The organism is Polaromonas potterensis (genome assembly GCF_033446725.1).
In the GTDB taxonomy this organism is placed as follows: domain Bacteria; phylum Pseudomonadota; class Gammaproteobacteria; order Burkholderiales; family Burkholderiaceae_C; genus Polaromonas.
This window is the reverse complement of record NZ_JAWQLX010000008.1, coordinates 191,443-215,715: the sequence shown is the minus strand read 5'-3', so window position 1 is coordinate 215,715 and position 24,273 is coordinate 191,443. Positions and strand designations below refer to the sequence as shown.

Below are 24,273 nucleotides of genomic sequence, written 5' to 3'. Positions count from 1 at the left end.
TCCTGGGTTTCTGTATCTGTCATGCCGGACTTGATCCGGCATCCACGCCTGGCGCACCAACATGGGTTGCGGGTCAGGCCCGCAATGACAGGGTTTTTTTTTCTACATTCGCGCTACGCCAAACTGCATGGGCCTGAGCTGCCGCGCGGCAGCATCTGCACACATCGCCAGGCATTGCGCCAGCACGGCCCGGGTATCACGCGGGTCAATGACACCGTCGTCCAGCAACAGGCCCGAGGTGTAAAACGCATCGGCCTGCGCCTCAAAGACGCTGACGATCTTGTCGAACTGCGCCTGCGACTGCGCCGCATCCACCGCCATGCCTTTGCGCAATATCGCCGCCTCGGTGACGATTTGCATGGTGCGGGCCGCCTGCTCGCCGCCCATCACCGCGGTTTTGGCGCTGGGCCAGCTGAACAAAAAATGCGGCGCATAAGCACGCCCACACATGCCGTAGTTGCCGGCGCCAAAGGAGGCGCCGCACTGGATGGTGATTTGCGGCACGGTGGCGTTGGTCACCGCCTGGATCATCTTGGAGCCGTGTTTGATCATGCCGCCCTGCTCGCTGTCCTTGCCCACCATGTAACCCGTGGTGTTTTGCAGGTAGACGATGGGCTGGCCGAGCTGGCAGCAGCGCTGGATGAAATGGGTGGCCTTGTTGGCGCCGGCCACGTCAATCGGCCCGTTGTTGCTGATGATGCCAATCGCCTGGCCGTTGATCGCGGCTTGCACACACAGGGTTGCCGCGCCGTACAAGGGCTTGAACTCCAGCAGGTCCGAATCGTCCACCAGACGGGCGATCACTTCGCGCATATCCACCGGCTGACGCAAGTCCTTGTCCATCAGGCCCAGCAGTTCGGCGGCCTCAAAACGTGGTGGCCGCACCGCCGTTGCTCTCGAATTAATAGCTGTTTGCGCCCACCCCATGCGGGCTACCACCTCTTTTGCCAACCCAATGGCATGGCGATCATCTTCGGCCAGGTGTTCCCCCAGGCCGGAGACCGTGGCATGCATCTCGGCACCGCCCAGTTCTTCTTCGGTGGCGACCTCGCCGGTGGCCGCCATCAACAAGGGCGGACCGGCCAGAAAGGCACGCGAACGGCCACGCACCAGAATCACCACATCGCTGAGTCCTGGCATGTAGGCGCCGCCGGCCGTGCCCGAGCCGTGTTGCACGGTCAGCACCGGAATACCCGCGCTTGAGAGCCGCGCCAGGTTGCGGAACAAAGCGCCGCCATGCACAAAACCTTCGACCCGGTAACGCATCAGGTTGGCGCCGGCACTTTCGACCAGGTGGATAAAAGGCAACTTGTTCTGCAAGGCGATCTCCTGCACGCGCAGGATTTTGTCCAGGCCCATGGGCTGGATGGCGCCGGCGTCTATGCCGGAATCGCTGGCCACCACCATGCAGCGCACACCTTCGACAAAACCAATGCCCGCCACAATGCCGCCACCGGGCACGGAATGCGCCGGGTCTTGGCTGTCCTGCATAAAACCAGCAAGCGAGCAGATCGGCAGATACGGCGTGCCGGGATCGAGCAACAAGGCCACCCGTTCACGCGGCAACAACTGGCCGCGCTTGTCGAACACCGGTTTGGACTTGGCCGAAGCCTGCGCCGCACGCGCCTCCAGCGCCCGCAAGGCCGCGATACGCGCCAGCATGGCCTCGCGCCGCTGCACTGCCACCGTGCCTTGTGCATTCCAGGCCGACTGAAAAACCGTCATGACTGAAACACCTTCGGCGTGCTGGCCAGATGAAAACCATCAAATGGTTTCACCGCATCACGCTGCGCAGCCTGGGCATCGGGCAAACGCATGGGCCAGCCCATGCGCACCTGCGGCCGTGCCCCGTCCACGCGCAAGGTGGTTCCGCTGATGAAGCTGGCTGCCGGGCTCAGCAAAAACACAATCGCCGCCGAGGTCTCGGCCTCGGTGCCGAAACGGCCCAGCGGCACGGTTTTGCGCATCTCGCGCAACATCTCGCCGGCCTCGGGCGGGTAGTGGTCCATGCCGCTGGAGGCGATATAGCCCGGCGCCACCGCATTGACCCGCACCCCGCTGTGCGCCCACTCGGCCGCCGCGGTTTCGGTCAGGCTCACCATGCCGGCCCGGGCCGCGCCGCTGTGGCCCATGCTGGGCATGGAGCCCCAGATATCGGCCACGATGTTGACGATGCTGCCGCCCTGCTGCGCCATGGACTGCAGATAACATTCACGCGCCATCAAAAAACCACCGGTCAGGTTGGTGTTGATGACCGCCTCCCAGCCTTTGGCGCTGATACTTTCCAGTGGCGCGATGTATTGACCACCGGCGTTGTTGACCAGGCCGTCGATACGGCCATGCGCCAGCACGATGGCCGCCACTGTGGTTTGCACCGCTTCTTCCTGGCGAATATCGCAAGGGTGGAAGCTGACCCGGCCGCCGCCGGCCACAATTTCACCCGCCACGTCGTGCAGCTTGGCGAGCTTGCGTCCGATCAGCACCACATGTGCACCCAGCGCGGCCAACTCATGGGCGGTACAACGGCCAATGCCGGAGCCGCCGCCGGTCACCACCATCACCTTGCCGGCCAACAGGCCGGGAATAAACACAGAGCGATAACTCATACACGGGCCTTTCTTCTTGCCTTGACCGGCATATCGCCGATAAACAGCGCCATGGCCGCATCGGTCAACTCGTCCAGCGATGCGCCTTTTTTGGCGTCAAACCATTGCACCGACCAGTTCAGCGCACCAAACATCAGCAGGCGCGCCAGCTTCACCGGGGCCTGCAGCCGCCCCTGGGCGCTCAAAGCCTGGAGCGCGGGCTCCCAGACCGATTCGTAATCGCTTTGCAGCTTGGCCAGCGCCACCCGTTGTTTGACGGTGATGGAGCGCGACTCGTACAACATCACAGGAATAAAATCGCTGCCCGGCCCCAGCAACACGTCAAAATGGTTGCGGATCAACACACGCAGCGAAGCCGCCGCATCGGGCGCCGATGGCGCTGCGGCTTCCAGCGCCGCCGTCTGCCACAAGATCGCCGAACGCATGCCCTCGTCCATCACGGCATACAACAGCGCGCCCTTGCTTTTGAAGTGGTAAAACGGCGAGCCACTGTGCATGCCCACTGCGGCAGCAATGTCGCGTGTGCTGGTTGCGTCAAATCCTTTGCGGTGAAACAGCCTGGCGGCAGCATTGAGCAGTTCAACCCGGCGGTTGCCATCGTCACGTTCATCCATGGTTTTACGCGGCCGGCCGCGTGGCCGCTTTTCGACGGCAGCAGGTTCGGTTTCAGGGGCGGCTAAAGCGCGCACGGAAGAGCGCTTGCGCACAGTGGGTTTGTCCATGGAAACAGACCATAACAAAACCGCTTATTTTTAGCAAGCAAGTGCTTTGTAAAAATAAATCAGCACACTCGCCAGACACCAAGATCTGAGGTTAACGAGCCACCGAAGGCGTAGCTGTTGGAGCAAACCCAAGCCACAGGTCAGCGGATACCTCGATGCGCAACCACGATGATGATGGGCAGCAACAGCTCCGGAATCAGGTAGCCCAGCCAGACGGCGGCGGGCTCTGGCAAGCCGACCTTGCTGATGGACACCAGCCGGCCGACACCGGCCAGAAAAACACCCAGCGCCAGCAGATACACCAGTGTCCCTTGCTGCCGGATCGTGATGGCAGCCCACAGGCTGATCAGACCCGTGGAGAAATACACACCGGCCATGAAGCGATGCACGTTGTCCAGCCGCGGCAAGGTATCGGGTTGACCCAGATACATCTGCAGCGCACCACCAAACATGGCGATGGCGGCGACCAGGAACAGGCAAATCCGGACGACAAGCTGGCTGGCAAGCAGCGGTACTTCTGGTGTCATGGTCGACTCCTTGTAGGCAATCTACATTGATCTGTCCCGCAAAAACGCTCAACACAGGGTCAACGGCTGGTGCCACTGCGAGCGCGCGTTCACGCTCGCCACTATAAGCCTCAAACCTAAAAACGTCACCAGCACCGGGGGGCCCGGTTTTGTGCGCACTCAGGGCCGAGCCGGCATCGGCGCTACACAGATGGCGCCAACTCTTTACACAAAGGCCGGCTGGACTTTGTACAAGAGACACCTGGCAGGCAGACCATGAAGGCTCACCAACCACTGGAGTTACTCCATGACCTCAAAAGCCATTGTTTGCGCCATCACCGTGGCATCCCTGGGATTCGGCTCGCTGTCCTTCGCGCAGGATTTTGACCGCCGCGGCCCGGGCGCCCAGCCCTCGCGCGCCGAGCAGCAAGGTCCCATGCAACAGCGATATGGCCGTGATGCCGGCCCTCGCCATGTGGACCAGCGCGATATGCGCAATGACAGACGCTTCGATACGCGCGGTTCGCAATTCCGCCGTGGCGACCGCATCCCGACGGAATACCGTAACCGCCAGCACGCCATGAACAACTGGCATGCACAACAGCTGAATGCGCCGGCGCGCGGCCAGCAATGGGTGCAGGTGGGGACGGACTACGCACTGATCGCCATCGCCACCGGCGTGATTGCACAACTGGTGCTCAACCGCTAAGGCCGGCGTGAGGGCTGGAGGACCGGAGGACTTCACCCTCCGGTCGCTCTTCTTTTAATAGCTATTTACGCCCATACCATAAGGGCTAGAGCCTCTTTTTCCTTAAGAATTCATCAGAATGCCCTTGGGCGACGGAAAACCCGCCAACAGCAGGCCAGACCCATCCCCTCCTCGCGTAGCGCTGCAACAGTCAACACGCCCAACGGTTATGCAAGACCGCGCATAGCTCGCCAATACGGATAGCGAAGCCCATAGAGAGGCGCCTACGATGCCGGTGTGAAGAAAAAGCGATTGCAAACCGATCCAAGGAGCCTGGGCATGTTTTTTCAAGCTGTTGTTCAACCATGTCGCGCCTCTTGATGGCCACCCTTGTGGGACTGGGCATGAACACCGCCATGGCGCAGACCAGCGTGCCCGTGCACGCCGCAGGCAGCCTGCGTGCACCGCTGACGGAAGTGGCGCGTGTCTTTGAAAACACGCGGCCAGGTACCAAAATCGTGCTGGTGTTTGGCGCCTCCGGCCTGCTGCGCGACCGGATTGCCGGGGGTGAGGCCTCCGAGGTGTTTGCCTCGGCCAACATGGAGCATCCGCGCGCCCTGGCCGGCACCGGCGCCTGGCGCGAGGTGCGGACTTTCGCGCGCAACGCCTTGTGTGCGCTGGCCCCCACGCGCCTGGGCCTCACGCCGGACACCCTGATCAAGACCATGCTCGATCCGCAAATCAAGCTCGGCACCTCCACCCCCCAGGCGGACCCGTCGGGTGACTACGCGTTTGAGATGTTTGCGCGTGTAGGCCGCAGTGCCCAGGCCCCGCCCGGGGCCCAGGCCAGCCTGGAAAGCAAGGCCTTGCAACTCTGACAGGCGGCCCGTATTCGCCCGCGCCACCGGCTGGCCGCAATGTCTACGGCATGCTGGTCGCCACCGGCCAGGCCGATGTGTTTATCACCTATTGCACCAATGCCGTGATTGCGCTGGCCGAGCAGCCCGGCTTGCAGGCCGTGGACCTGCCAGCCGCCATCAACGTCAGCGCCGACTATGGGCTGACCGTGCGCCTGGGCGCCTCGGAAACGGCGCAGGCCTTTGCCGACTACCTGCTCTCGCCCGCCGGTCAGGCGGTGTTGCAGCGCCACGGCTTTCGCCAGCCAAATTAAGCGCCTGTTTAACCCACCATCGCCTGCGCCTGCGCCAGCAGAAAATCCCGCTCGCGCACATTTTTGGCCAGCGAAGCGGCGCGTTCAAACTCTGCACGTGCCTCGTCCTTGCGCCCCAGCTTGGCGAGCAAATCGCCACTTACGCTGGGCAACCACTGGTAGTTTTGCAGCGATTTGTCCTGGCGCAGCGTGTCAATGATCTCCAGCCCGGCGGCCGGCCCAAACGCCATGCTGATGGCCACCGCGCGATTGAGTTCCACCACCGGGGAAGGTGCAATCTGAGTCAGCGCGTCATACAAGGCCGCAATGCCTGGCCAGTCAGTGTCGGCGGCCACGCGTGCACGTGCGTGGCAGGCCGCGATGGCCGCTTGTACCGCGTAAGGGCCCAGCGCCTTGCCCCGTGCACCTTCCAGTGTTTCTGCGCGTCCCAGCGCCGCCAGGCCACGCCGAATCAACAAGTGATCCCAGCGCGTGCGGTCCTGGTCGAGCAAGAGCACCGGCCGGCCCGCCGCATCAACCCGAGCGGCTGTGCGTGACGCCTGCAACTCCATCAGCGCCACCAGGCCCAGCACCTCAGCCTCGTGGGGTGCCAGTTCCGCCAACATGCGGCCCAGGCGCAAAGCCTCGTCGGTCAGCGCCGGACGCATCCAGTCTTCCCCCGCGGTGGCGGTGTAACCTTCGTTGAACACCAGATAAACCACTTCCAGCACCGAGGCCAGGCGTTCGGCGAGCGCGTCGCCGCGCGGCACCTCGAAAGGCACCTTGGCTTCACTCAAAGTGCGTTTGGCACGGACAATGCGTTGCGCAATGGTCGCTTCGGCCACCAGAAAGGCCCGGGCAATTTCATGCGTGCTCAGGCCACCCAGCAACTTCAGGGTCAGCGCCACCCGCGCCTCGGTGGACAAGACCGGGTGGCAGGCGGTGAAGATCAGCCGCAACAAGTCGTCGCCAATGTCATCGGCCCGTGCGGCGTCGAGTCCATCCACAAAGTCGGGCACGACCAGCGCCTCCTGGGCTTCCAGATCGTGGCCTATCTGCTCCAGTTTGGCATCCAGCACCTTGTTGCGGCGCAGCCGGTCCAGCGCGCGGTTTTTGGCGGTGGCCATCAGCCAGGCGCCGGGATTGTCCGGCACACCGGCTGTGGGCCAATGTTCCAGGGCCGCCACCAGGGCGTCCTGCGCCAGTTCTTCGGCCTGCCCGATGTCGCGCACCATGCGTGCGACACCGGCCACAATTTTTGCGGACTCGATGCGCCAGACCACGGCAATCGCCTGATGGGTGGAGGAATGCATGAATCAATATTACCGGCACACCCAGCGTGAAGACATTTCAAGCAAGCCGGGGCCGCGGGTCCGGCTTTGCCGGCCCGCAGGCGCAGCGCCCCCTCGGGGGCAGCGACCCACACGCAGTGGGGGAGCGTGGGGGCTCAAGCCTTCATCCAGAACACCTCCCAGACATGGCCGTCCAGGTCGGTGAAGCCGTGGCTGTACATGAAGCCGTGATCCTGCGGCGCATTGGGCGCGGTGCCACCGGCCGCCAGCGCCTTCTTCACCATCTCATCGACCTCGGTGCGGCTGTCACACGACAGGGCAATCAGCACCTCCGTCGTTTTTGTGGCGTCGGCAATCGGCTTCTTGGTGAAACCCTGGAAGAAGGGCTCCACCAGCAGCATGACGTAGTTGTGGTTCTCGCTCACCACCATGCAGGCGCCCTGCGCGTTGGTGAACTGCGGGTTGAAGGCAAAACCCAGGCTCTTGAAAAAGACTTGGCTCTTTTCCATGTTCTTGATGGGCAGGTTGACGAATATCTGGCGGGACATGGGGTTCTCCTTGGGCAGGTATGACGTGTGGATCAGGCCTTTTCGGCCAGGGTTTTCAGATTGGCCAGACCTGCCTCGAAGTCGGTGCCGATCACTTTATCCATGTCGAAGATCACGCCCATGAACTTCGACAGGAAGGGAGCCGGGCCTTCCATCGCCCAGGTGGCCTGGGTGGCGCTGCCTTGCGGCGCAAGCGTGAAGGTGACCACGTTCTGCGCCTTGAAGGGCGCAGTCATGTCCAGCCGCATCTTCACCTGCGAAGGCGCGGTGACCTCGGTGATCTCGAAGCTGCCGCTGCCGGACTTTTTACCCTCGAAGGCGTAGTGCGCGCCGGGCCCGGCGGCCGGGCCGCGGTAGCTGCCCTTCATTTCCGGGTCCTTCAGGCTATACGGGTTCCAGGTGTTGAAGGCCTGCACATCGTTGATTAACGAAAACAGCTTGTCGGCAGGCGCCTGGATGTTCGCACTGCGCGACACCCGGAAGCTGTCCGGGCGCTGCGAGGCCATCGCGGCGACAATCGCAATGGCCAGCACGATGAGGCCGAGGATGACGAAAAAAGTGGTCTTGATCATGATTTTTCCTTTATTGCTGGCTGGGGGTGTGGATCTGGCGAAAGCGCTCGACCGAGGCGCTGGGGGTGAAGTCATCCAGTTCGTACAGCTGGCGCACCTCGATCACCGCCGGCTGGCCCTCGCCCACCGGGTTGGGAAAACGGCGGGACCACTCCAGCGCCTCGTCGCGTGAGCGCACCTGGATGGTAGTGAAGCCCGCGATCAGCTCCTTGCTTTCGGCAAAAGGGCCGTCGATGACGCTGCGTTTTTGCCCGTCGTAGTGGATGCGCCAGCCCTTGCGGCTGGGCTGCAGCCCGCTCGCGTCCAGCAAGACACCGGCTTTGGACAACTGCTCGTGGTAGTCGGCCATGGCGGCCATCAGCTTTTCGTCAGGTGTCTGCGGGGTGGTCTCGGCCTCGAACTCGGGCGTGGATTTGACGATGATCATGAATCGCATGGCAATACTCCTTCGTGGGTTTGAAGCGCCGAAAAATCTCGGCCTCTCCCTCCACGACGAACCAGCGCCCGCAACATCGACATTTTTTAATCAGGGAAAACCCTAGCCAGACGCAATTAACCCGCGCCCGCCGCTTCCTCGTAACACGGGCCCAGCGAACGCACCTCGATGGTGGCCCACTCCGCCGCCGGGCATTCCCTGGCGATGGCCACGGCTTCCTCGCGGGTGGCGCAGTTGATCAGAAAGAAACCGCCCACCATTTCCTTGGCTTCGGCAAACGGGCCGTCCAGCACCTGGGCTTGCCCGCCACGCACCTGAATGCGGGCCGCGGCGGCCTGGGAACCCAGGGACTCCGAGGCCAGGTATTGCCCGCGCGCTTTCAGTTCATCCCCAAAACGCAACATACGGGCGTACACCGCCTGGCCTTCGGCTTCGCTGCGGCTACGCCTTTGCCCGGTGGGCTCATGAATCAACAACATATACGCCATGGCTGTGGCCTCAATCTACAAAAAAATCAGGGATGAATTTTTTCGTGCCCGGCGTCACGGCATATTTGTCGAGGTCGGTCACACCATGTGCGGCCAGCAACTCGTCGTCGATGTAGAAGTTGCCGGTGTTGAAGTCAGTGCTGGTCAACATCAAATAGGCCGCGTCGGACAGGATTTCCGGCTTGCGGCACAGCTTCAGGTCCACGCCGGGAATCATCTGCAGCGCGGCCGTGGCAATCGCGGTGCGTGGCCACAGGCTGTTGACGGCAATGCCGTAGCCCTTGAACTCGCCCGCGTGACCCAGGGTGCACATGCTCATGCCGTATTTGGCCATGGTGTAGGCCGTGTGCGGCGCAAACCAGTGCGGCTTCATGGACAGCGGCGGCGACATCGTCAACACCTGCGGCTTGCGTCCGGCCTGCGCGGATTTTTTCAGTTCAGGCAGGCAGGCCTGGGTGCACAGGTAGGTGCCGCGCGCATTGATGCCGTTCATCAGGTCGTAACGCTTCATCGGCGTGTGTTCGGTGTCGGTCAGGCTGATGGCGCTGGCGTTGTTGACCAGGATGTCTATGCCGCCAAACGCTTCCACCGCTTTCGCCACCGCGGCCAGCACCGCGTCTTCATCACGAATGTCCACGGCCAGCGGCAAAGCTTGGCCGCCGGCGGCTTTCACCGCCTCGGCGGCGCTGTAAATCGTGCCCGGCAACTTGGGGTTGGGGTCCGTGGTCTTGGCAAGGATGACGATGTTGGCGCCGTCAGCCGCCGCCCGTGTGGCGATGGCCAGGCCGATGCCGCGCGAGGCCCCGGTGATGAACAGGGTTTTGCCCTTGAGACTGCTGGCTGGATTCATGAGGCCTCCGAGTTGCTACTGAATAGATAGCTGCTTGCGCCCATCCACTAAGGGCTGGGTGCCGATTTGATGCTTAAATCTGGGAAAAATCGGGCTTGCGCTTGGCCATAAAGGCGCCGAAAGCCTCGCGTGCCGCCGGCTCCTTGAGCATGCGGCCAAAACTCGCGCCCTCTTCCACCATGCGTTCGGCGACGATGGCGGCCTGGCCTTTTTTCATCAGGCGTTTGGTTTCCATCAAGGCGCTCAGCGGCTTGGCGGCGAGTTTTTGCGCCTGCCTGTGGGCCAGCGCATTGGCTTCCGAGGGCGGCACGATGCGGTTGATCAGCCCCATCTCCAGCGCCACCTCGGCCATGAAAGGCTCACCCAGCAAGAGCGCTTCGGCCGCGCGGGCATAACCCATCAGTTGCGGCGCCAGGAAACTAGACGCGGCTTCGGGGCACAGGCCCAGGTTGACAAAAGGCATGGAAAACGCGGCGTTGTCACCGGCGTAGACCAGGTCGCAATGCAAAAGCATGGTGGTGCCTATGCCGACGGCCGGACCACACACTGCGGCCACCAGCGGTTTGGGGAAGGTGCTGATGCCGCGCAAAAAGCGGAACACCGGCGACTCGCTCGTGGAAGCAGGACCGTTCAAAAAGTCGCCAATGTCGTTGCCTGCGGAAAAAATGCTTTCGTGGCCCTGGATCACCACGGCACGCACAGAGGCGTCGGTGTTGGCGGCTTGCAATGCGTCGGCCATGGCGGCGTACATGGCCGCAGTGATGGAGTTTTTCTTGTCGACCCGGTTCAGGGTGATGGTCATCACGCCGGTTTCGGTGTGGGTCAAAACGTCTTTAAAAGGCTCGCTCATGGGAATTCCTGAAGTGCTGAAAAGAATAGGGGGAGGGGTGGGGCGCAACGCGCGGGGATCAGGCGATGAGGGCTTCGCGCACAAAGTCCAGGCGGTCCTGGCCCCAGTACATTTTCTCGCCGACAAACAGGGTCGGTGCGCCAAAAATGCCGCGCGCGACGGCGGCTTCCGTGTCGGCGCGTAATTGTTCTTTCACGGCCGGGTCGGTGGCCAGCGCCACCAGGTCGGCCGCATGGATGCCGGCCGCCGCCAGCACGCCGGCCAAGGTGGCCGGATCACCCATGTTGGCCGCATGGGTCCACATCGCTTCGAACATGGCTTTCACGTAGGTCTCAAAACGCGGATCGCCACACATCTGCAGGCCGGTGGCAATACGCATCAAGGTGATGGTGTTGATCGGGAAAAACGGGTTGTGCTTGAAAGCCACTTTGTAGCGCCGCGCAAACCGGTTCAGGTCTTCAAACAGGTAGCTGCCCTTGAGCGGCACCGAAATCGGCGCGCGGTTGCCGGTGGCCTGGAAAATGCCGCCCAGCAGCACCGGTTTGTAGCTCAGCCGGGCGCCGGTTTCGGCGCAGAGTTGCGGCAACTGCGTCCAGGCCAGGTAGGCAGCCGGGCTGCCGAAGTCAAAATAGAAATCAAGGGTTTTGACCATGGCTGTCTTTCAGAAAATAGCTTGCTAAAACTTTTCCGACCACGGCCGCAAGTCCATCTCGTGGGTCCAGGCGTCGCGTGGCTGCTGGTGCAACATCCAGTAGGTGTCGGCGATGTGTTCGGGCTTGAGGATGCCGTCCTGCGCCTTCAGCGCATAACGCTCGGGAAAATTGTCGCGGATAAAGGCCGTGTCGATCGCGCCGTCAACCACCACATGTGCCACATGCAGGCCACGCGGCCCCAGCTCGCGCGCCATGCTTTGCGCCAGCGCACGCAAGGCCATCTTGGCCCCCGAAAACGCGGCGAAGTTGGCGCCGCCGCGCATGGACGCGGTCGCCCCGGTAAACACAATCGTGCCGCGCCCGCGCCGCACCATGCGTTTGGCGACTTCGCGACCATTGAGAAAACCGCTCATACAGGCCATCTCCCAGATCTTGAAATATTTGCGTGCGGTTTCTTCGAGGATGCTGCTGGGTGCGTTGGCACCTATGTTGAACACCAGCACCTCGATGGGGGCGATGTTGCTTTCGATGTTCTCGATCAGCGCGATAACTTCCTCCTCCTGGCGCGCATCCGACGCAAAGCCGTGCGCGGTGCCGCCTTCGGCGCGTATCTGCTCCAGCAAAGGCTGCAGCTTGTCGAGGCTGCGGCGCGTGACACAAGCGGTATAACCTTCACGCGCAAAGCGCCGCGCAACCGCACCGCCGGTGGCGTCACCCGCGCCTATGACCAGGGCCACGCCTTTCATGACATCGCCCCTTCTCCGGGCCGCGACGGCACATCAAGTTGGAGCGTGCGGGCCAGCGGCCGCAGCGCAGGGCCGCCCCAAGCAAGGCCAGCCCCCTCGGGGGGCAGCGTCATACGCGAAGCTACAAGCATTGGGGTCACATCATTACTCTTTGTAATAAACAATCTGATTGGTCGTTACCAGCAGGGTACCGCTTTCAGTCCACAACTGCGCAGTCTGGTCAAAAAATCCATGGCGAAAAGCCTGGGCCTGGGCCTGCCCCAGCAGGAACCCTTCCCCGCATTCGGCCAGTTGCCCGCTGTCGGCATGGAAATGCACCGTCATGGACACCGTGCCCACCGGCACCTGCTTGGCGCGGCGCAACCACACGCGGGGGAAAAACACATCGGACAAGGCCGCCAGCGAGGAGAAATCGAGGGGGCGCGGCGGGTGGTCACGCACCCAGAGCCGGCTCAGACTGTCCGTGCCGCTGCCGTCCCAGACACGCGGAATCATTCCTGACAGCGGCCGCATCTCGTAACGCTTGATCCACTCGACGCCGCCACCCGGGAAGACCATTCTTTCGGCGTTCACAGGCGCTGCCACGGCCGGCATGGGCGTGTCGTTGACACCCCAGGTCTGGCGCCGCGCTGCGGTCACGGCGGTAGCTGTCATGACCACGCTGTCCGCGCCGGCTGCATCGGGCTGAGACAGCGACACGGTCCAGTGCTGGGTCGAGCGGTTGGTGCGCACCGGCGTGGCCAGCACGGTGAACGGGCCAGGGCCTAACGCAGCGGCGTAATTGACCGTCAGCGCGATCGGCTCGCCGAGCCGGTCCGGATGTTGCATCACGGCCTGCATCGCGGTGGCGGCGGTGGTGCCGCCAAAAGGCCCGACCATGTTCCAGTAGGCCGGGCTGCTGGCGCCGGCAAAACGGCCGGGCGCGGCGGCGTCCAGCGGTGTGAGTGAAACAGCTGTGTCAAAGGGATGAGGCGTCATGATTCAAGTATGCCGTTGTTGAATGTTTCAGCCAGTCGTCCCGGGGACGCTGGCAACCGGGCGCATGCCGTCGATGATCCGGACCGCGCGCGGCCACAAATCCTGACGAAACTGCTGGCGGAAAAAGCCAAAATGCCCGATACGGTGGGCACCCAGTTCGGCCGGGGTGATGCGTTCAAAACGGCGCGGCGCACCGGTGTAAAGATTGATCAGTTTGTGTGTGCCGCGCCAGGTCATCATTTCATCGTCACTCATGGACAGCGCTAACACCGGAAACCTCACCTGCGCATAACTCAGGCGCGCGGCCTCGCCTTCCGCACCCACGCTGTAGCGCGGGTCCAGGCACCAGGCGCGCCACTGCAGGATCACGCCAGCCGGCAGGTCGCCGACTTTTTTCAGTTTGCGCCCGGGGAAATAAGCACACAGGCGTGTGGCCAGCGGCACCAGAAAAAACCAGAAGTACCAGACCATGCGTTTGAGCTGTGGCGCATTGTCGCGCCAATATCCGCTGCCGGAGGCGATGCTGAGCAGGCCGTCCACCTTGTGCGGGTTGTTCAGCAAACCCGGCAGTTGCGCGCCCAGGCTGTGGCCCAGCAAATACAGCGGTACTTCGGGCAAGGCGGCTTTGGCGGCACCGACCACGGCTTCGTAGTCGCTGGCCCAGTCGAACAGGTCCGCCTTGAAACCGCGCAGGCTGCCATCGGGGGTATCCGGCAGGGAATCGCCGGAGCCGCGGTAATCAAAGGTGGTGACGCGAAAACCCTGGTCCGCGAGCCATTCGGCAAAAGCCGCGTAATAACTCTGCTGAACCCCCATCGCGCCGCCTATGACCACACTGGCGCGGGCTGGCGCCGCAGCGGCGTAGACACGCAGCGCCAGTTGCGCCCTGCCCGAGTCGAGAATCTGCTTTTGCATGTCTTGTCTCCAGAAATTGATGGCTCACCGGTCTTCGCCGGCTTACACCACAACAGCCCCTAAGGCGTAGCGAGCGGGATGAGATGCAAGGCGGACGGAGCGGACCCACCGGAACGTACTTCAGGTACGTGAGGATGGGGAGCACCGGACCAACGCCGCAGATCGCCCGCGCAGCAGCCTTACACCCGCTCGAAGATGCCGGCGGCGCCCTGCCCCATGCCCACACACATGGTGACCATGCCGTACTTCAGCTGGTGGCGCTGCAAGGCATGGATCACGGTGGCGGCGCGAATTGCACCGGTGGCGCCCAGCGGATGGCCCAGCGCAATCGCGCCGCCCATGGGGTTGACCTTGGCAGCGTTCAGGCCCAGGGTGTTGATCACGGCCAGCGACTGGGCGGCAAAGGCTTCGTTCAGTTCATACCAGTCGATGTCGTCCTGCTGCAAACCGGCGTAACGCAAGGCCGCCGGAATGGCTTCGATCGGGCCTATGCCCATGATGTGCGGCGGCACCCCCTTGGCGGCGTAACTGACAAAACGTGCGAGTGGGGTCAAGCCGTGTTCCTTGACCGCCTTTTCGCTGGCCAGGATCAGCGCACCGGCACCGTCCGAAGTTTGCGAGCTATTGCCGGCCGTGACCGAACCACGCGCCGCAAACACGGTTTTGAGTTTGGCCAGGCCTTCGAGCGAGGTGTCCAGGCGCGGGCCTTCGTCCAGGCTGACGGTACGGGTTTTCGCAATCACGTCGCCGCTGTCCAAGTCGGGCGAACGGTCGGTGACTTCGACCGGCGTGATCTCGGCCGTGAACTCACCGGCCTGCTGCGCCTTGAGGGCTTTCTGGTGCGACTCCAGCGCGAACTGGTCTTGTGCCTCGCGCGAAACCTTCCATTGCTGCGCCACCTTCTCGGCCGTCAGGCCCATGCCGTAGGCGATGCCTATGTTTTCGTCATTGGCAAACATGGCCGGTGACAAGGAAGGTGAATTGCCCGACATCGGCACCATGCTCATGCTTTCGGTGCCGGCGGCAATCATCACATCGGCTTCACCGACACGGATGCGGTCAGCCGCCATCTGGATGGCCGACAAACCCGAGGCGCAAAAACGGTTGACGGTGATGCCACCCACGCTGGTCGGCAGGCCGGCCAGCACCGCGCCTATACGCGCGATGTTCAGACCCTGCGGGCCTTCGGGAATCGCGCAGCCGCAGATGATGTCTTCGATGAGCTTGGGGTCCAGCGTGGGCACCTGGGCCAGCGCGGCCTGCAGGGCACGCACCAGCAGGTCGTCGGGACGGGTGTTGCGGAAAAAGCCGCGGTGCGAGCGCCCGATGGGCGTGCGCGTGGCGGCAACGATGTAGGCTTCCTGGACTTGTTTGGCCATGATGTCTTTCCTTTGATGCTTCAGTTTTTCCGGGGCGCGGCTGGAATCCAGGCCCACACAAATTCACATTCGACCGGGTGGATGCCGGCGTCGTCGGTCACCACGACCAACACATTGACTTCACCCTTGTCGCTGGCCAACATGGCGGCACGCTGCGCGTCGCTCAGCGTGGCCACCGCCCGCAAGCCGCCGGTGGCGCGTTTTTTAAACGCCATCTTCAGCTCCTTGGCCAGCGGGATGCAGTCGTCGCGCACATTCATGCCGACCACCATGCCGGTGGCGGTTTCAGCCAGCAGGTTCATGGCCGACGCATGCACGCCACCGATGTGGTTTTGCACCTTCTTCTCGTTCTTGATGCCAACTTCGACCAGGCTGTTGCTCATCTGCAAAAAGTCCAGTCCGGCCGTGCCAGTGAAAGGCACGGCGCGGCGCAGGATCACGCCGCGAAACCAGGGCCGCGCAAAAGCCGGCACTTCGGACAGGCGTTCGAGCTGGCGCTCCAGGCGGTTCGGTGGATGTTGAGTGGTCATATTAAAAATTGAATGAGTACGTGATTGAGAAAGCGTAGCGAGGAGTCGTCAGGCTAGGCGCGGGCGCCCGAGCACAACCGGAACGTACTTCAGGTACGTGAGGATTGGGCTTGGGCTGCAACGACGCATGGCGGCTCCGCAGTAGCTTGATCAATTACGTACCGGTTTGCCGGTGCTCATCATGCCCATGATGCGTTCCTGAGTCTTGGGATGTTCGAGCAAGGAACAGAAGGCCTTGCGCTCCAGGGTCATCAGATATTCTTCCGTCACCAGCGAACCGGCATCCACATCACCACCACAAACCACGTTGGCGATCAGGCTGGCAATATGAAAGTCGTGGGCGCTGATAAAACCACCGTCGCGCATATTCACCAGCTGGCCCTTGATGGTGGCCAGGCCGTTGCGGCCGACCACGGCAAATGGCCGCTTGTGGGGTGCGCGGTAGCCGGCGTTGAACAGGGCGCGGGCTTCGTTCAGTGCCACAAACAGCAGCTCGTCCTTGTTGGGCACAATCACGTCGCTGTCCAGCAGGTAACCGATCTTGCGGCTTTCAATCGCGCTGGTGCCCACCTTGGCCATGGCGGCCGCGGTGAAACCTTCGGTCAGGAAAGGCAGGATATCCTTGTTGGTGGACGTGGCCGCGTTTTCTGCGGCACGGCGGGCGATGTAGGCCAGGCCGCCGGCGCCGGGCACCAGGCCCACACCAACTTCCACCAGGCCGATGTAACTTTCCATGGTCGCCACCCGTTTGGCCGAATACACCGCCATTTCACAGCCGCCACCCAGGGCCAGGCCACGAATCGCCGACACCACGGGCACGGCCGCGTAACGCAGCTTGAGCATGACGTTTTGCAGCTCGGCCTCCACGCCCTCAATCATCTTGGCGCCGCCCATCATGAAGGCGGGCAACATGGCCTGCAGGTCGGCGCCGGCCGAGAACATCTCGTCGTTGGACCAGATCACCAGACCTTTGTAACTTTTCTCGGCCAGGTCCACCGCCAGCGCCAGGCCTTCGGCCACGTCGGGGCTGATGGCATGCATCTTGGTCTTGATGCTGGCGATCACCACGTCGCCCACTTCACCCTTGTGTCCGTCCAGTGTCCACAGGCGAATCGCGTCGTCTTCATGCAAGGTGGTGCCGGCCGTCGCAAACGACGCGGCTTGTGAGCCCAGCACATCCTCGGGGAAGAACTGGCGCTCGTACACCGGCAACTGGCGACGGGGGATGAATTTGTTGGCGGAAGCACTCCACGAGCCTTGCGAAGTATGTACACCGCCAGCGGCGACCACCGAACCTTTGAAGACCCAGTCCGGCAGTGGTGCCTTGCTCAGCGCGCGGCCGGCGTCAATGTCTTCCTTGATCCAGTTGGCCACCTGCAGCCAGCCGGCCTCCTGCCACAACTCGAACGGGCCTTGTTTGGCGCCAAAGCCCCAACGCATGGCGAAGTCGATATCGCGCGCGGTTTCGGCAATGCTCGCCAGGTGCACGGCGGCGTAATGGAACTGGTCGCGCAAAATCGCCCAAAGGAAACGCGGCTCGGCGCCTTCGGCTTCGCGCAGCAGTTTCAGGCGTTCGCCAGCCGGCTTTTTCAGCATGCGGCCGACCACCTCGTTGGCCTTGGCGCCGCCGGCCACGTAGTCCATGCTTTCGGGGTCCAGGCGCAGGATGTCGCGGCCGACTTTTTTGTAGAAACCCGCACCGGTTTTTTGACCCAGGCTTTTGGCTTCCAGCAGCTTGGCCAACACAGGTGGCGTGCCGTAGATGTCCGAGAACGGGTCTTCGACCTTGCCGCTGCCCACAGGACCGAGGTTGTCCTGCAGCGTCTTGATGACATGGGCCATGGTGTCCAGACCCACCACGTCGGCGGTGCGGAAGGTGCCGGAGCTGGCGCGGCCCAGCTTCTTGCCGGTCAGGTCATCCACCACGTCGTAGCTCAAGCCAAAACTTTCGGCTTCCTTGATGGTGGCCAGCATGCCCGCGATACCGACGCGGTTGGCGATGAAGTTGGGCGTGTCATGCGCGCGTATCACGCCCTTGCCCAGGCCACTGGTGACAAAGGCTTCGAGGTCGTCCAGCACCTTGGGTTCGGTGGTGGGTGTGTTGATCAGCTCGACCAGCGTCATGTAACGCGGTGGGTTGAAAAAGTGGATGCCGCAAAAACGCGGCTTGATGGATGCGGGCAAAGCCTCGCTCAAGGTCGTGATCGACAGGCCCGAGGTGTTGCTGGCGACGATGGCGTTTTCAGAGACAAAAGGCGCGATCTTGTGGTACAGCTCGGTCTTCCAGTCCATGCGTTCGGCAATCGCCTCAATGATCAGGTCGCACTCTTTCAGAACATCCATGTGTTCTTCGTAGTTCGCCTGCTGGATCAGCGCCGCGTCTTCCGGCACACCCAGCGGCGCGGGCTTGAGTTTTTTCAGGCCTTCGACGGCCTTGATGACGATGCCGTTTTTCGACCCCTCCTTGGCGGGCAGGTCGAACAGCACCACAGGTACCTTGAGGTTGACCAGATGGGCGGCGATTTGCGCACCCATCACACCGGCGCCGAGCACGGCGACTTTTTTGACTTGAAAGCGGGACATCTTGTTTCGTTCCTTATTCATTGCTTATCTTGTTTCGTGGCGCATCTTGGATGTTCAACTTAGCCCCCAAGCCAGTGACAGCATGGATGCGGCTATGCCGGGCCACAGATGTCGCCCCGGCAAGGGGGGATGCGGCTACACGCAGTGAGCCGCAGGCGGGGTATTCGTCAATTAATGCGCACCCAAGTCTGGGTTCGCCCGAAGGGGCCTATTGAGCCCCGGACTTCAAGTTTTTTACCACCCTCGACGGGTGTCAAACGCAGGGTGTAGTTGCGGCCGTTTTCCGGATCCAGAATCTTGCCGCTCTCCCACACGTCCTTGCCTTCGGCTTTTTTTGCACCGCGGATGATCTCCAACCCCTGGAGGGCTTGGCCCTTGCGGTCATCACTGCATTCCTCGCAAAGCGCATCGGGCTTGACGTCCTTGGCCAGGCGTTTTTCAAGCTTGCCGCTGAGCACGCCGCCGGTGTCCACAATCCGGACCTCGGCCTTGGCCTCCCCGGTCTTGTCGTCCACGCTGCGCCAGAGACCCACCGGGCTCATCTGCGCCATCGCGGACACTGAAACCGCTCCCAAAACAATAGCTATCAGCGCATGGTACATATGGGCTCCAGGTCTAAAAGACTTAAGAAATCTTAAAACTGGCGATCAAGCCAGTGCCGCGTCCGTGTCCATCAACACCTTGCTGCCGCCGCGCGCGGTGCGCATCAAGGTCGCGGTCTCGGGGAAAAGTTTGGCGAAGTAAAAACGCGCCGTCTGCAGCTTGGCCACATAAAACGGGTCGGTGTTGCCGGCAGTGATTTCGCGCAGCGCGGTTTGCGCCATACGCGCCCAGAAATAACCAAACACCAGGTGACCGGCCACACGCAGGTAGTCGACAGCCGCCGCACCCACTTCGTCGGGATTCTGGAAACCCTTGAAGCCCAGCTCGGTGGTGAACTTGGTCATCTGGTCACCCAGGTAGGCCAGCGGGTTGATGAACTCCGCCATTTTTTCGTTCACGCCTTCTTCCGCCACCAGCGTGCCAACCATTTTGCCCAGCTTCTTCAGCGTGGCGCCGTTGTTCCCCAAGACCTTGCGACCCAGCAGGTCCAGCGACTGGATGGTGTTGGTGCCTTCGTAAATCATGTTGATGCGGTTGTCGCGCACAAACTGCTCCATGCCCCATTCCTTGATGAAACCATGGCCGCCAAAGACCTGCATGCAGGCGTTGGTGGCGATGTGGCCGTTGTCGGTCAGAAAGGCTTTCACGATGGGTGTCAGCAGCGACAACATCTCGCCGCTGTCCTTGCGCACCTTCTCGTCGGGGTGGCTGTGCTCCTTGTCGAGCAACATGGCGCAATAAATCGACAGCGCGCGGCCGCCCTCGGCGTAGGCCTTGGCCGTCAACAACATCTTGCGCACGTCGGGGTGCACGATGATGGGGTCGGCCGGTTTGTCCTTGGCTTTCACGCCCGACAGGGAGCGCATCTGGATGCGGTCCTTGGCATAAGCCAGCGCATTCTGGAAAGCCACCTCGGTCAGGCCTAAGGACTGGTTGCCCACGCCCAGGCGTGCGGCGTTCATCATCACAAACATGCCCTGCATGCCCTTGTTGGGCTGGCCCACCAGGGTGCCGACGGCGTTTTCCAGCACCATCTGTGCCGTGGCATTGCCATGGATGCCCATCTTGTGCTCCAGGCCGCCGCAATAAATGCCATTGCGCTCACCCAGGCTGCCGTCCTTGTTGACCAGAAACTTGGGCACGATGAACAAACTCACACCCTTAATGCCGGGAGGCGCATCCGGCAGGCGGGCCAGCACCAGGTGGATGATGTTGTCGGCCATGTCGTGTTCACCGGCGCTGATAAAAATCTTGTTGCCGGTGATGCGATAAGTGCCGTCAGCCTGGGGTTCGGCTTTGGTCCGCATCAGGCCCAGATCGGTGCCGCAATGCGACTCGGTCAGGCACATGGTGCCTGTCCATTCGCCGGTGGTCATCTTGCGCAAATAGGTCTGTTTTTGCTCGTCGGTGCCGTGTGTGTGCAGAGCCGCATGCGCGCCGTGGGTCAGGCCCGGGTACATGGTCCAGGCCTGGTTGGCGCTGTTGAGCATTTCGTAGAAACACTGGTTCACCACCAGTGGCAGCCCCTGGCCGCCATATTCCGGATCGCCGCTCAGCGCGGCCCAGCCGCCTTCGACGTATTGGGCATAAGCTTCCTTGAAACCTTTGGGCGTGGTGACGGCGTGTGTGGTCGTGTCCAGCTTGCAGCCTTCGGTGTCGCCGCTGATGTTCAGCGGAAAAGTCACTTCGGACGCAAACTTGCCGGCTTCTTCGAGCACGGCATTGATGGTCGCCACATCCACGTCTGCGTGTTTGGGCAGCGCCTTGAACTCGTCGGTAACCTTGAGCACTTCGTGCATCACAAATTGCATGTCGCGCAGTGGTGGGGTGTATTGAGGCATGGATCAGTCCTTGAAAAGGGGAAATTAAACGGAAGACGAATGAGAAGAAGACGAGGCCCGGGGCGGCCGGGCCGCGCTTTTTTTCAGCGCGGCGGCAGGGGTGGCTGGCGCCAGGGTGGTGTCGCTGCCATAACGCGCCAAAATGCTCTGGAAGGCACGCAAGGTGCGGTCCATGGAGCCTGGCGTTTTGAGAAAACGGGCTTCGTAATGCAGAGCCAGGATCAGGCCGTGGATTTCAAAGGTGATCTGGCGTTCGTCGGCGTCGGCACGCAAATGGCCGGCCTCCTTGGCCAGCACCACCGCGCGGTTCATGGCGGCCAGCCAGGTCTGCACCGAAGTGGCCAGCGCATCACGCACCGGGCCGGGTCTGTCGTCAAACTCGACAGCGCCGCTGATAAAAATACAGCCTGACTGGAGTTCGACCGCGACCCGTTTCATCCAGTTGCCGAACAGCGCCTGCACACGCGGCAGGCCTGTGGGCTCGGTCAGCGCGGGGTAAAAAACTTCTTCCTCAAAACGCGCAAAATATTCGCGGATCACGGAAATCTGCAGCTCTTCGCGCGAGCCGAAGTGGGCAAACACGCCAGACTTGCTCATGCGCATGACTTCGGCCAGCGCACCTATGCTCAGGCCTTCCAGGCCGATCTGCGTGGCCAGGCCCAGGGCCGCATCCACAATGGCGGCCTTGGTTTGTTGGCCTTTTTGCAGGCCCACATGGCCCATAGAGCCCGCACGGCTGGTGTCACGCGGGCCGGCGGGGCGAAGGGTCTTGAGGGGAGGCTCGGAAACAGACATGGAAAGGCGCCAAATAAAAAAAACGAACGATCGTTCTATTTTGCAGCATTTCCATGCGCCCCACCAAAACCCGAGGACTTCTAGAGGACTTCTTCTAGCTATTTCGGGGGTAAACCCCGAAATAGCTGGCCTGCGGCCTTAAAGCTTGAAGGGCACAACCACCTGGCGCTGCTCGCCCAGGCCTTCGATGCCCAAGGTCATGACATCGCCTTTTTTCAGGAACAGCGGCGGTTTCATGCCCAGGCCCACGCCGGGTGGCGTGCCGGTGGTGATCACATCGCCGGGCAGCAAGGTCATGAACTGGCTGACGTAGCTGACAATTTTCGCCACGCTGAAAATCATGGTTTTGGTGCTGCCCGACTGCACACGTTCGCCATTCAGGTCCAGCCACATGGCCAGTTTTTGCGGATTCGGCAGGTCGTCACGCGTCACCAGCCAGGGGCCCAGCGGGCCGAAGGTGTCGCACCCTTTGCCCTTGTCCCAGGTGCCGCCGCGCTCGATCTGGAACTCGCGTTCGCTGACGTCGTTGATGGTGCAATACCCGGCGACAAAATTCAGCGCATCTTTTTGCGAGACATAACGCGCGCGCGTGCCAATCACCACGCCCAGCTCGACTTCCCAGTCGCTCTTGACCGAGCCTTTGGGCAACATCACCGGGTCGTTCGGGCCCTGGATACAGCTGGTGGCTTTCATGAACACCACCGGCTCGGCGGGAATCGGCAGACCGGCTTCGGCCGCATGGTCGGCGTAGTTCAGGCCGATGGCGATGAACTTGCCAACACCGCCGACCGGGCTGCCCAGACGCGGCTTGCCCCTGACCAGCGGCAGCTTGTCGGTTTTGAGTTTGCGCAGCTTGGCCAGCGCGGCATCACCGAGCTGATCCGGACCGATGTCCGTGATCACGCCGCTCAGGTCGCGCAACTTGCCATCGGCATCAATCAGGCCTGGCTTTTCTTTGCCCGGGTTGCCATAACGAACGAGTTTCATTTTTTTCCTTTGGTTAAATCAAAATCAAATGTCGCAAGCAATCAATAGGTGGAGCGCCCGCCTGACAGGTCAAACACGGCGCCGGTCGAAAAAGAACATTCTTCGGTACACAGCCAGCCCACCATGGCGGCCACTTCTTCGGGTGTGCCGAAACGCCCCATGGGGATTTTCGACAACATGAAGGCGATATGTTCGGGTGTCATCTGCTCAAAAATCGCGGTTTTCACGGCGGCCGGCGTCACACAATTGACCCGCACGCCAGTATCGGCGAGTTCCTTGCCCAGCGATTTGGTCAGCGCGATCACCGCGGCCTTGCTGGCGCTGTAGGCGCTGGCGTTGGGGTTGCCGTCTTTGCCCGCGACCGAGGCGATGTTGACGATACGCCCGTAGTTGTTGGCGCGCAGATGTGGCGCCCATTCCCGGCAGCACAGAAACAGGCCGTTGAGGTTGACATCCATCACCTGGCGCCACTCGTCCACCGGGTAATCCCAGAGTTTGACGTTGGGGCCGGTCACACCGGCACTGTTGACCAGGGCATCGACTCGGGGAGCGATGTTCAGCGTCACCTGCACGGCGGCACGAACTGACTCGTGCTTAGACACATCCACGGCCACCGCCGACGCTGCTGGGCCCAATGCCGTGGCCGCCTTCTTCGCGGCGGCTTCATCACGGTCCCACAAAATAACGCTGCCGCCAGATCCAATCAAGCGCTGCGCAATCGCGTAGCCGAGACCGGTCGCGCCCCCGGTCACCACGGCATGGCGGCCCTTGAAATCAAGCTGGTTCATATGGTCATGCCGCCGTCGATGTTGTAGTGCTGGCCGGTGACAAAAGCGGCTTCATCGCTGGCCAGAAAGGTCACGACCGGTGCTATTTCATGGGCTTGCGCGAGTCGGCCCATGGGCTGGCGCGCCACGAAGTTTTTGCGCGCCTCGACCGGGTCTTCAAACACATTGATGCGGTCCTGCAGCGAGGGCGTGTCCACGGTGCCGGGGCAAATGCAGTTGCAGCGCACGCCTTGCAGCACATAGTCGGCGGCCACACTTTTGGTCAGCCCTATCACCGCCGCCTTGGATGCGCCATACACAAAACGATTGGGCAGGCCCTTGATGCTGACCACGCTGGCCATGTTGATGATGCTGCCCTCGCCTTGCCCTCCCTTGTTCGCCAACATACGCGGCAGCGCGGCCTGGATGGTCCAGAACTGCGAACGCACGTTGAGGTTGAAGGCGAACTCCCACTCCTCATCGGTGGCCTGCAAGACCGTGCCGGCGTGGACAAAACCCGCGCAGTTAAACAGCACATGCAGCGCCGGCATGCTGGCGATCAATTTCTGGATCGCCGCCTTGTCCAGCACGTCCAGCGCCACCGCATGGATGTTGGGCACACCGGCGTAGCCGGCCAGCAGCTTCTCGTTGACATCGGTGGCCCAGACCTGGGCCCCTTCTGCCGCCATGGCCAGCGCGCTGGCTCTGCCTATGCCCTGCCCCGCCGCCGTGATCAATGCGGTTTTACCTTGAAGTCTCATGTGTTTTCCTTCTTTGTTTGCACTGCG

Annotated in this window: 27 protein-coding genes; 3 read left to right on the top strand and 24 right to left on the bottom strand. The window is 62.1% G+C overall.

Annotated elements, in window-relative coordinates; all coding sequences use genetic code 11:
• Positions 1–102: 102 nt before the first annotated feature.
• From R6254_RS15770 to R6254_RS15755, 4 genes are all read right to left on the bottom strand, one after another.
• Complete coding sequence (locus tag R6254_RS15770; RefSeq protein ID WP_318408193.1) at positions 103–1,725, bottom strand: acyl-CoA carboxylase subunit beta; 1,623 nt, start codon at positions 1,723–1,725, stop codon at positions 103–105.
• Positions 1,722–2,606, bottom strand: a complete 885-nt coding sequence (locus tag R6254_RS15765; RefSeq protein WP_318408191.1) for an SDR family oxidoreductase — start codon at positions 2,604–2,606, stop codon at positions 1,722–1,724. The genes R6254_RS15770 and R6254_RS15765 overlap by 4 nt, the downstream gene beginning before the upstream one ends.
• Positions 2,603–3,328, bottom strand: a complete 726-nt coding sequence (locus R6254_RS15760) for a TetR/AcrR family transcriptional regulator (RefSeq protein ID WP_318408190.1) — start codon at positions 3,326–3,328, stop codon at positions 2,603–2,605. Before R6254_RS15760 ends, R6254_RS15765 begins: the two co-directional genes overlap by 4 nt.
• Positions 3,329–3,468: 140 nt before the next feature.
• Positions 3,469–3,855, bottom strand: a complete 387-nt coding sequence (locus R6254_RS15755) for a DUF4345 domain-containing protein (protein WP_318408188.1) — start codon at positions 3,853–3,855, stop codon at positions 3,469–3,471.
• Positions 3,856–4,141: 286 nt separating this feature from the next.
• On the opposite strand from R6254_RS15755, the gene R6254_RS15750 reads away from it, so the two are divergent.
• The 3 genes from R6254_RS15750 (at position 4,142) to R6254_RS15740 (ending at position 5,693) form a co-directional block, all read left to right on the top strand.
• Complete coding sequence (locus tag R6254_RS15750) at positions 4,142–4,543, top strand: RcnB family protein (RefSeq protein WP_318408186.1); 402 nt, start codon at positions 4,142–4,144, stop codon at positions 4,541–4,543.
• Positions 4,544–4,902: 359 nt separating this feature from the next.
• Positions 4,903–5,400: a substrate-binding domain-containing protein gene (locus R6254_RS15745; protein ID WP_318408185.1), complete on the top strand. Its 498-nt coding sequence runs from the start codon at positions 4,903–4,905 to the stop codon at positions 5,398–5,400.
• Between the two features lie 50 nt (positions 5,401–5,450).
• A complete protein-coding gene (locus R6254_RS15740) occupies positions 5,451–5,693 on the top strand; it encodes a substrate-binding domain-containing protein (protein WP_318408184.1) in 243 nt (80 codons plus the stop codon).
• 8 nt (positions 5,694–5,701) lie between these two features.
• Here the strand turns inward: R6254_RS15740 and R6254_RS15735 are convergent, their stop codons facing one another.
• The 20 genes from R6254_RS15735 to R6254_RS15640 form a co-directional block, all read right to left on the bottom strand.
• Positions 5,702–6,985, bottom strand: coding sequence for an RNA polymerase sigma factor (locus R6254_RS15735; protein WP_318408183.1), 1,284 nt, complete (start codon positions 6,983–6,985; stop codon positions 5,702–5,704).
• A 134-nt stretch (positions 6,986–7,119) separates the two neighbouring features.
• Positions 7,120–7,512, bottom strand: coding sequence for a VOC family protein (locus tag R6254_RS15730; protein ID WP_318408182.1), 393 nt, complete (start codon positions 7,510–7,512; stop codon positions 7,120–7,122).
• Between the two features lie 32 nt (positions 7,513–7,544).
• Positions 7,545–8,084, bottom strand: a complete 540-nt coding sequence (locus R6254_RS15725) for an SRPBCC family protein (protein ID WP_318408180.1) — start codon at positions 8,082–8,084, stop codon at positions 7,545–7,547.
• Positions 8,085–8,094: 10 nt separating this feature from the next.
• On the bottom strand, positions 8,095–8,520 hold the full coding sequence (locus R6254_RS15720) for a YciI family protein (RefSeq protein WP_318408178.1): 426 nt from the start codon (positions 8,518–8,520) through the stop codon (positions 8,095–8,097).
• Between the two features lie 116 nt (positions 8,521–8,636).
• A complete protein-coding gene (locus R6254_RS15715; RefSeq protein WP_318408177.1) occupies positions 8,637–9,008 on the bottom strand; it encodes a YciI family protein in 372 nt (123 codons plus the stop codon).
• 10 nt (positions 9,009–9,018) lie between these two features.
• Positions 9,019–9,858 carry an SDR family oxidoreductase gene (locus R6254_RS15710; RefSeq protein WP_318408176.1) on the bottom strand — a complete coding sequence of 280 codons (840 nt, stop codon included), beginning with the start codon at positions 9,856–9,858 and terminating at the stop codon, positions 9,019–9,021.
• A gap of 73 nt (positions 9,859–9,931) precedes the next feature.
• Positions 9,932–10,708 carry an enoyl-CoA hydratase gene (locus R6254_RS15705; protein WP_318408175.1) on the bottom strand — a complete coding sequence of 259 codons (777 nt, stop codon included), beginning with the start codon at positions 10,706–10,708 and terminating at the stop codon, positions 9,932–9,934.
• Positions 10,709–10,766: 58 nt separating this feature from the next.
• Positions 10,767–11,360, bottom strand: coding sequence for a 2-hydroxychromene-2-carboxylate isomerase (locus tag R6254_RS15700; protein ID WP_318408173.1), 594 nt, complete (start codon positions 11,358–11,360; stop codon positions 10,767–10,769).
• Positions 11,361–11,384: 24 nt separating this feature from the next.
• Positions 11,385–12,107 carry an SDR family oxidoreductase gene (locus R6254_RS15695; protein ID WP_318408172.1) on the bottom strand — a complete coding sequence of 241 codons (723 nt, stop codon included), beginning with the start codon at positions 12,105–12,107 and terminating at the stop codon, positions 11,385–11,387.
• A gap of 144 nt (positions 12,108–12,251) precedes the next feature.
• The gene (locus tag R6254_RS15690) at positions 12,252–13,085 is read right to left on the bottom strand and encodes an acyl-CoA thioesterase (protein ID WP_318408170.1); all 834 of its coding nucleotides are present in this window, start codon (positions 13,083–13,085) and stop codon (positions 12,252–12,254) included.
• Positions 13,086–13,112: 27 nt separating this feature from the next.
• Entirely contained in the window at positions 13,113–14,000 is an 888-nt protein-coding gene (locus R6254_RS15685) for an alpha/beta hydrolase family protein (protein ID WP_318408168.1), read from the bottom strand.
• Between the two features lie 179 nt (positions 14,001–14,179).
• Positions 14,180–15,379 carry an acetyl-CoA C-acyltransferase gene (locus tag R6254_RS15680; RefSeq protein WP_318408166.1) on the bottom strand — a complete coding sequence of 400 codons (1,200 nt, stop codon included), beginning with the start codon at positions 15,377–15,379 and terminating at the stop codon, positions 14,180–14,182.
• A gap of 20 nt (positions 15,380–15,399) precedes the next feature.
• On the bottom strand, positions 15,400–15,909 hold the full coding sequence (locus R6254_RS15675; RefSeq protein ID WP_318408164.1) for a DUF4442 domain-containing protein: 510 nt from the start codon (positions 15,907–15,909) through the stop codon (positions 15,400–15,402).
• A gap of 150 nt (positions 15,910–16,059) precedes the next feature.
• Positions 16,060–18,492, bottom strand: coding sequence for a 3-hydroxyacyl-CoA dehydrogenase/enoyl-CoA hydratase family protein (locus tag R6254_RS15670; RefSeq protein WP_318408162.1), 2,433 nt, complete (start codon positions 18,490–18,492; stop codon positions 16,060–16,062).
• A 167-nt stretch (positions 18,493–18,659) separates the two neighbouring features.
• On the bottom strand, positions 18,660–19,094 hold the full coding sequence (locus tag R6254_RS15665; RefSeq protein ID WP_318408161.1) for a DUF2147 domain-containing protein: 435 nt from the start codon (positions 19,092–19,094) through the stop codon (positions 18,660–18,662).
• 45 nt (positions 19,095–19,139) lie between these two features.
• The gene (locus R6254_RS15660) at positions 19,140–20,936 is read right to left on the bottom strand and encodes an acyl-CoA dehydrogenase C-terminal domain-containing protein (protein ID WP_318408160.1); all 1,797 of its coding nucleotides are present in this window, start codon (positions 20,934–20,936) and stop codon (positions 19,140–19,142) included.
• A 24-nt stretch (positions 20,937–20,960) separates the two neighbouring features.
• On the bottom strand, positions 20,961–21,731 hold the full coding sequence (locus R6254_RS15655; RefSeq protein ID WP_318408159.1) for a TetR/AcrR family transcriptional regulator: 771 nt from the start codon (positions 21,729–21,731) through the stop codon (positions 20,961–20,963).
• A gap of 138 nt (positions 21,732–21,869) precedes the next feature.
• Positions 21,870–22,718, bottom strand: a complete 849-nt coding sequence (locus R6254_RS15650) for a fumarylacetoacetate hydrolase family protein (RefSeq protein ID WP_318408157.1) — start codon at positions 22,716–22,718, stop codon at positions 21,870–21,872.
• A gap of 41 nt (positions 22,719–22,759) precedes the next feature.
• On the bottom strand, positions 22,760–23,506 hold the full coding sequence (locus tag R6254_RS15645; protein WP_318408155.1) for an SDR family NAD(P)-dependent oxidoreductase: 747 nt from the start codon (positions 23,504–23,506) through the stop codon (positions 22,760–22,762).
• Positions 23,503–24,246 carry an SDR family oxidoreductase gene (locus tag R6254_RS15640; RefSeq protein WP_318408154.1) on the bottom strand — a complete coding sequence of 248 codons (744 nt, stop codon included), beginning with the start codon at positions 24,244–24,246 and terminating at the stop codon, positions 23,503–23,505. The genes R6254_RS15645 and R6254_RS15640 overlap by 4 nt, the downstream gene beginning before the upstream one ends.
• Positions 24,247–24,273: the final 27 nt, after the last annotated feature.

Coding starts and splice junctions, on each gene's coding strand:
- R6254_RS15770 (WP_318408193.1), bottom strand. CDS start 1,725: ATGACGGTTTTTCAGTCGGCCTGGAATGCACAAGGCACGGTGGCAGTG.
- R6254_RS15765 (WP_318408191.1), bottom strand. CDS start 2,606: ATGAGTTATCGCTCTGTGTTTATTCCCGGCCTGTTGGCCGGCAAGGTG.
- R6254_RS15760 (WP_318408190.1), bottom strand. CDS start 3,328: ATGGACAAACCCACTGTGCGCAAGCGCTCTTCCGTGCGCGCTTTAGCC.
- R6254_RS15755 (WP_318408188.1), bottom strand. CDS start 3,855: ATGACACCAGAAGTACCGCTGCTTGCCAGCCAGCTTGTCGTCCGGATT.
- R6254_RS15750 (WP_318408186.1), top strand. CDS start 4,142: ATGACCTCAAAAGCCATTGTTTGCGCCATCACCGTGGCATCCCTGGGA.
- R6254_RS15745 (WP_318408185.1), top strand. CDS start 4,903: ATGGCCACCCTTGTGGGACTGGGCATGAACACCGCCATGGCGCAGACC.
- R6254_RS15740 (WP_318408184.1), top strand. CDS start 5,451: ATGCTGGTCGCCACCGGCCAGGCCGATGTGTTTATCACCTATTGCACC.
- R6254_RS15735 (WP_318408183.1), bottom strand. CDS start 6,985: ATGCATTCCTCCACCCATCAGGCGATTGCCGTGGTCTGGCGCATCGAG.
- R6254_RS15730 (WP_318408182.1), bottom strand. CDS start 7,512: ATGTCCCGCCAGATATTCGTCAACCTGCCCATCAAGAACATGGAAAAG.
- R6254_RS15725 (WP_318408180.1), bottom strand. CDS start 8,084: ATGATCAAGACCACTTTTTTCGTCATCCTCGGCCTCATCGTGCTGGCC.
- R6254_RS15720 (WP_318408178.1), bottom strand. CDS start 8,520: ATGCGATTCATGATCATCGTCAAATCCACGCCCGAGTTCGAGGCCGAG.
- R6254_RS15715 (WP_318408177.1), bottom strand. CDS start 9,008: ATGGCGTATATGTTGTTGATTCATGAGCCCACCGGGCAAAGGCGTAGC.
- R6254_RS15710 (WP_318408176.1), bottom strand. CDS start 9,858: ATGAATCCAGCCAGCAGTCTCAAGGGCAAAACCCTGTTCATCACCGGG.
- R6254_RS15705 (WP_318408175.1), bottom strand. CDS start 10,708: ATGAGCGAGCCTTTTAAAGACGTTTTGACCCACACCGAAACCGGCGTG.
- R6254_RS15700 (WP_318408173.1), bottom strand. CDS start 11,360: ATGGTCAAAACCCTTGATTTCTATTTTGACTTCGGCAGCCCGGCTGCC.
- R6254_RS15695 (WP_318408172.1), bottom strand. CDS start 12,107: ATGAAAGGCGTGGCCCTGGTCATAGGCGCGGGTGACGCCACCGGCGGT.
- R6254_RS15690 (WP_318408170.1), bottom strand. CDS start 13,085: ATGACGCCTCATCCCTTTGACACAGCTGTTTCACTCACACCGCTGGAC.
- R6254_RS15685 (WP_318408168.1), bottom strand. CDS start 14,000: ATGCAAAAGCAGATTCTCGACTCGGGCAGGGCGCAACTGGCGCTGCGT.
- R6254_RS15680 (WP_318408166.1), bottom strand. CDS start 15,379: ATGGCCAAACAAGTCCAGGAAGCCTACATCGTTGCCGCCACGCGCACG.
- R6254_RS15675 (WP_318408164.1), bottom strand. CDS start 15,909: ATGACCACTCAACATCCACCGAACCGCCTGGAGCGCCAGCTCGAACGC.
- R6254_RS15670 (WP_318408162.1), bottom strand. CDS start 18,492: ATGTCCCGCTTTCAAGTCAAAAAAGTCGCCGTGCTCGGCGCCGGTGTG.
- R6254_RS15665 (WP_318408161.1), bottom strand. CDS start 19,094: ATGTACCATGCGCTGATAGCTATTGTTTTGGGAGCGGTTTCAGTGTCC.
- R6254_RS15660 (WP_318408160.1), bottom strand. CDS start 20,936: ATGCCTCAATACACCCCACCACTGCGCGACATGCAATTTGTGATGCAC.
- R6254_RS15655 (WP_318408159.1), bottom strand. CDS start 21,731: ATGTCTGTTTCCGAGCCTCCCCTCAAGACCCTTCGCCCCGCCGGCCCG.
- R6254_RS15650 (WP_318408157.1), bottom strand. CDS start 22,718: ATGAAACTCGTTCGTTATGGCAACCCGGGCAAAGAAAAGCCAGGCCTG.
- R6254_RS15645 (WP_318408155.1), bottom strand. CDS start 23,506: ATGAACCAGCTTGATTTCAAGGGCCGCCATGCCGTGGTGACCGGGGGC.
- R6254_RS15640 (WP_318408154.1), bottom strand. CDS start 24,246: ATGAGACTTCAAGGTAAAACCGCATTGATCACGGCGGCGGGGCAGGGC.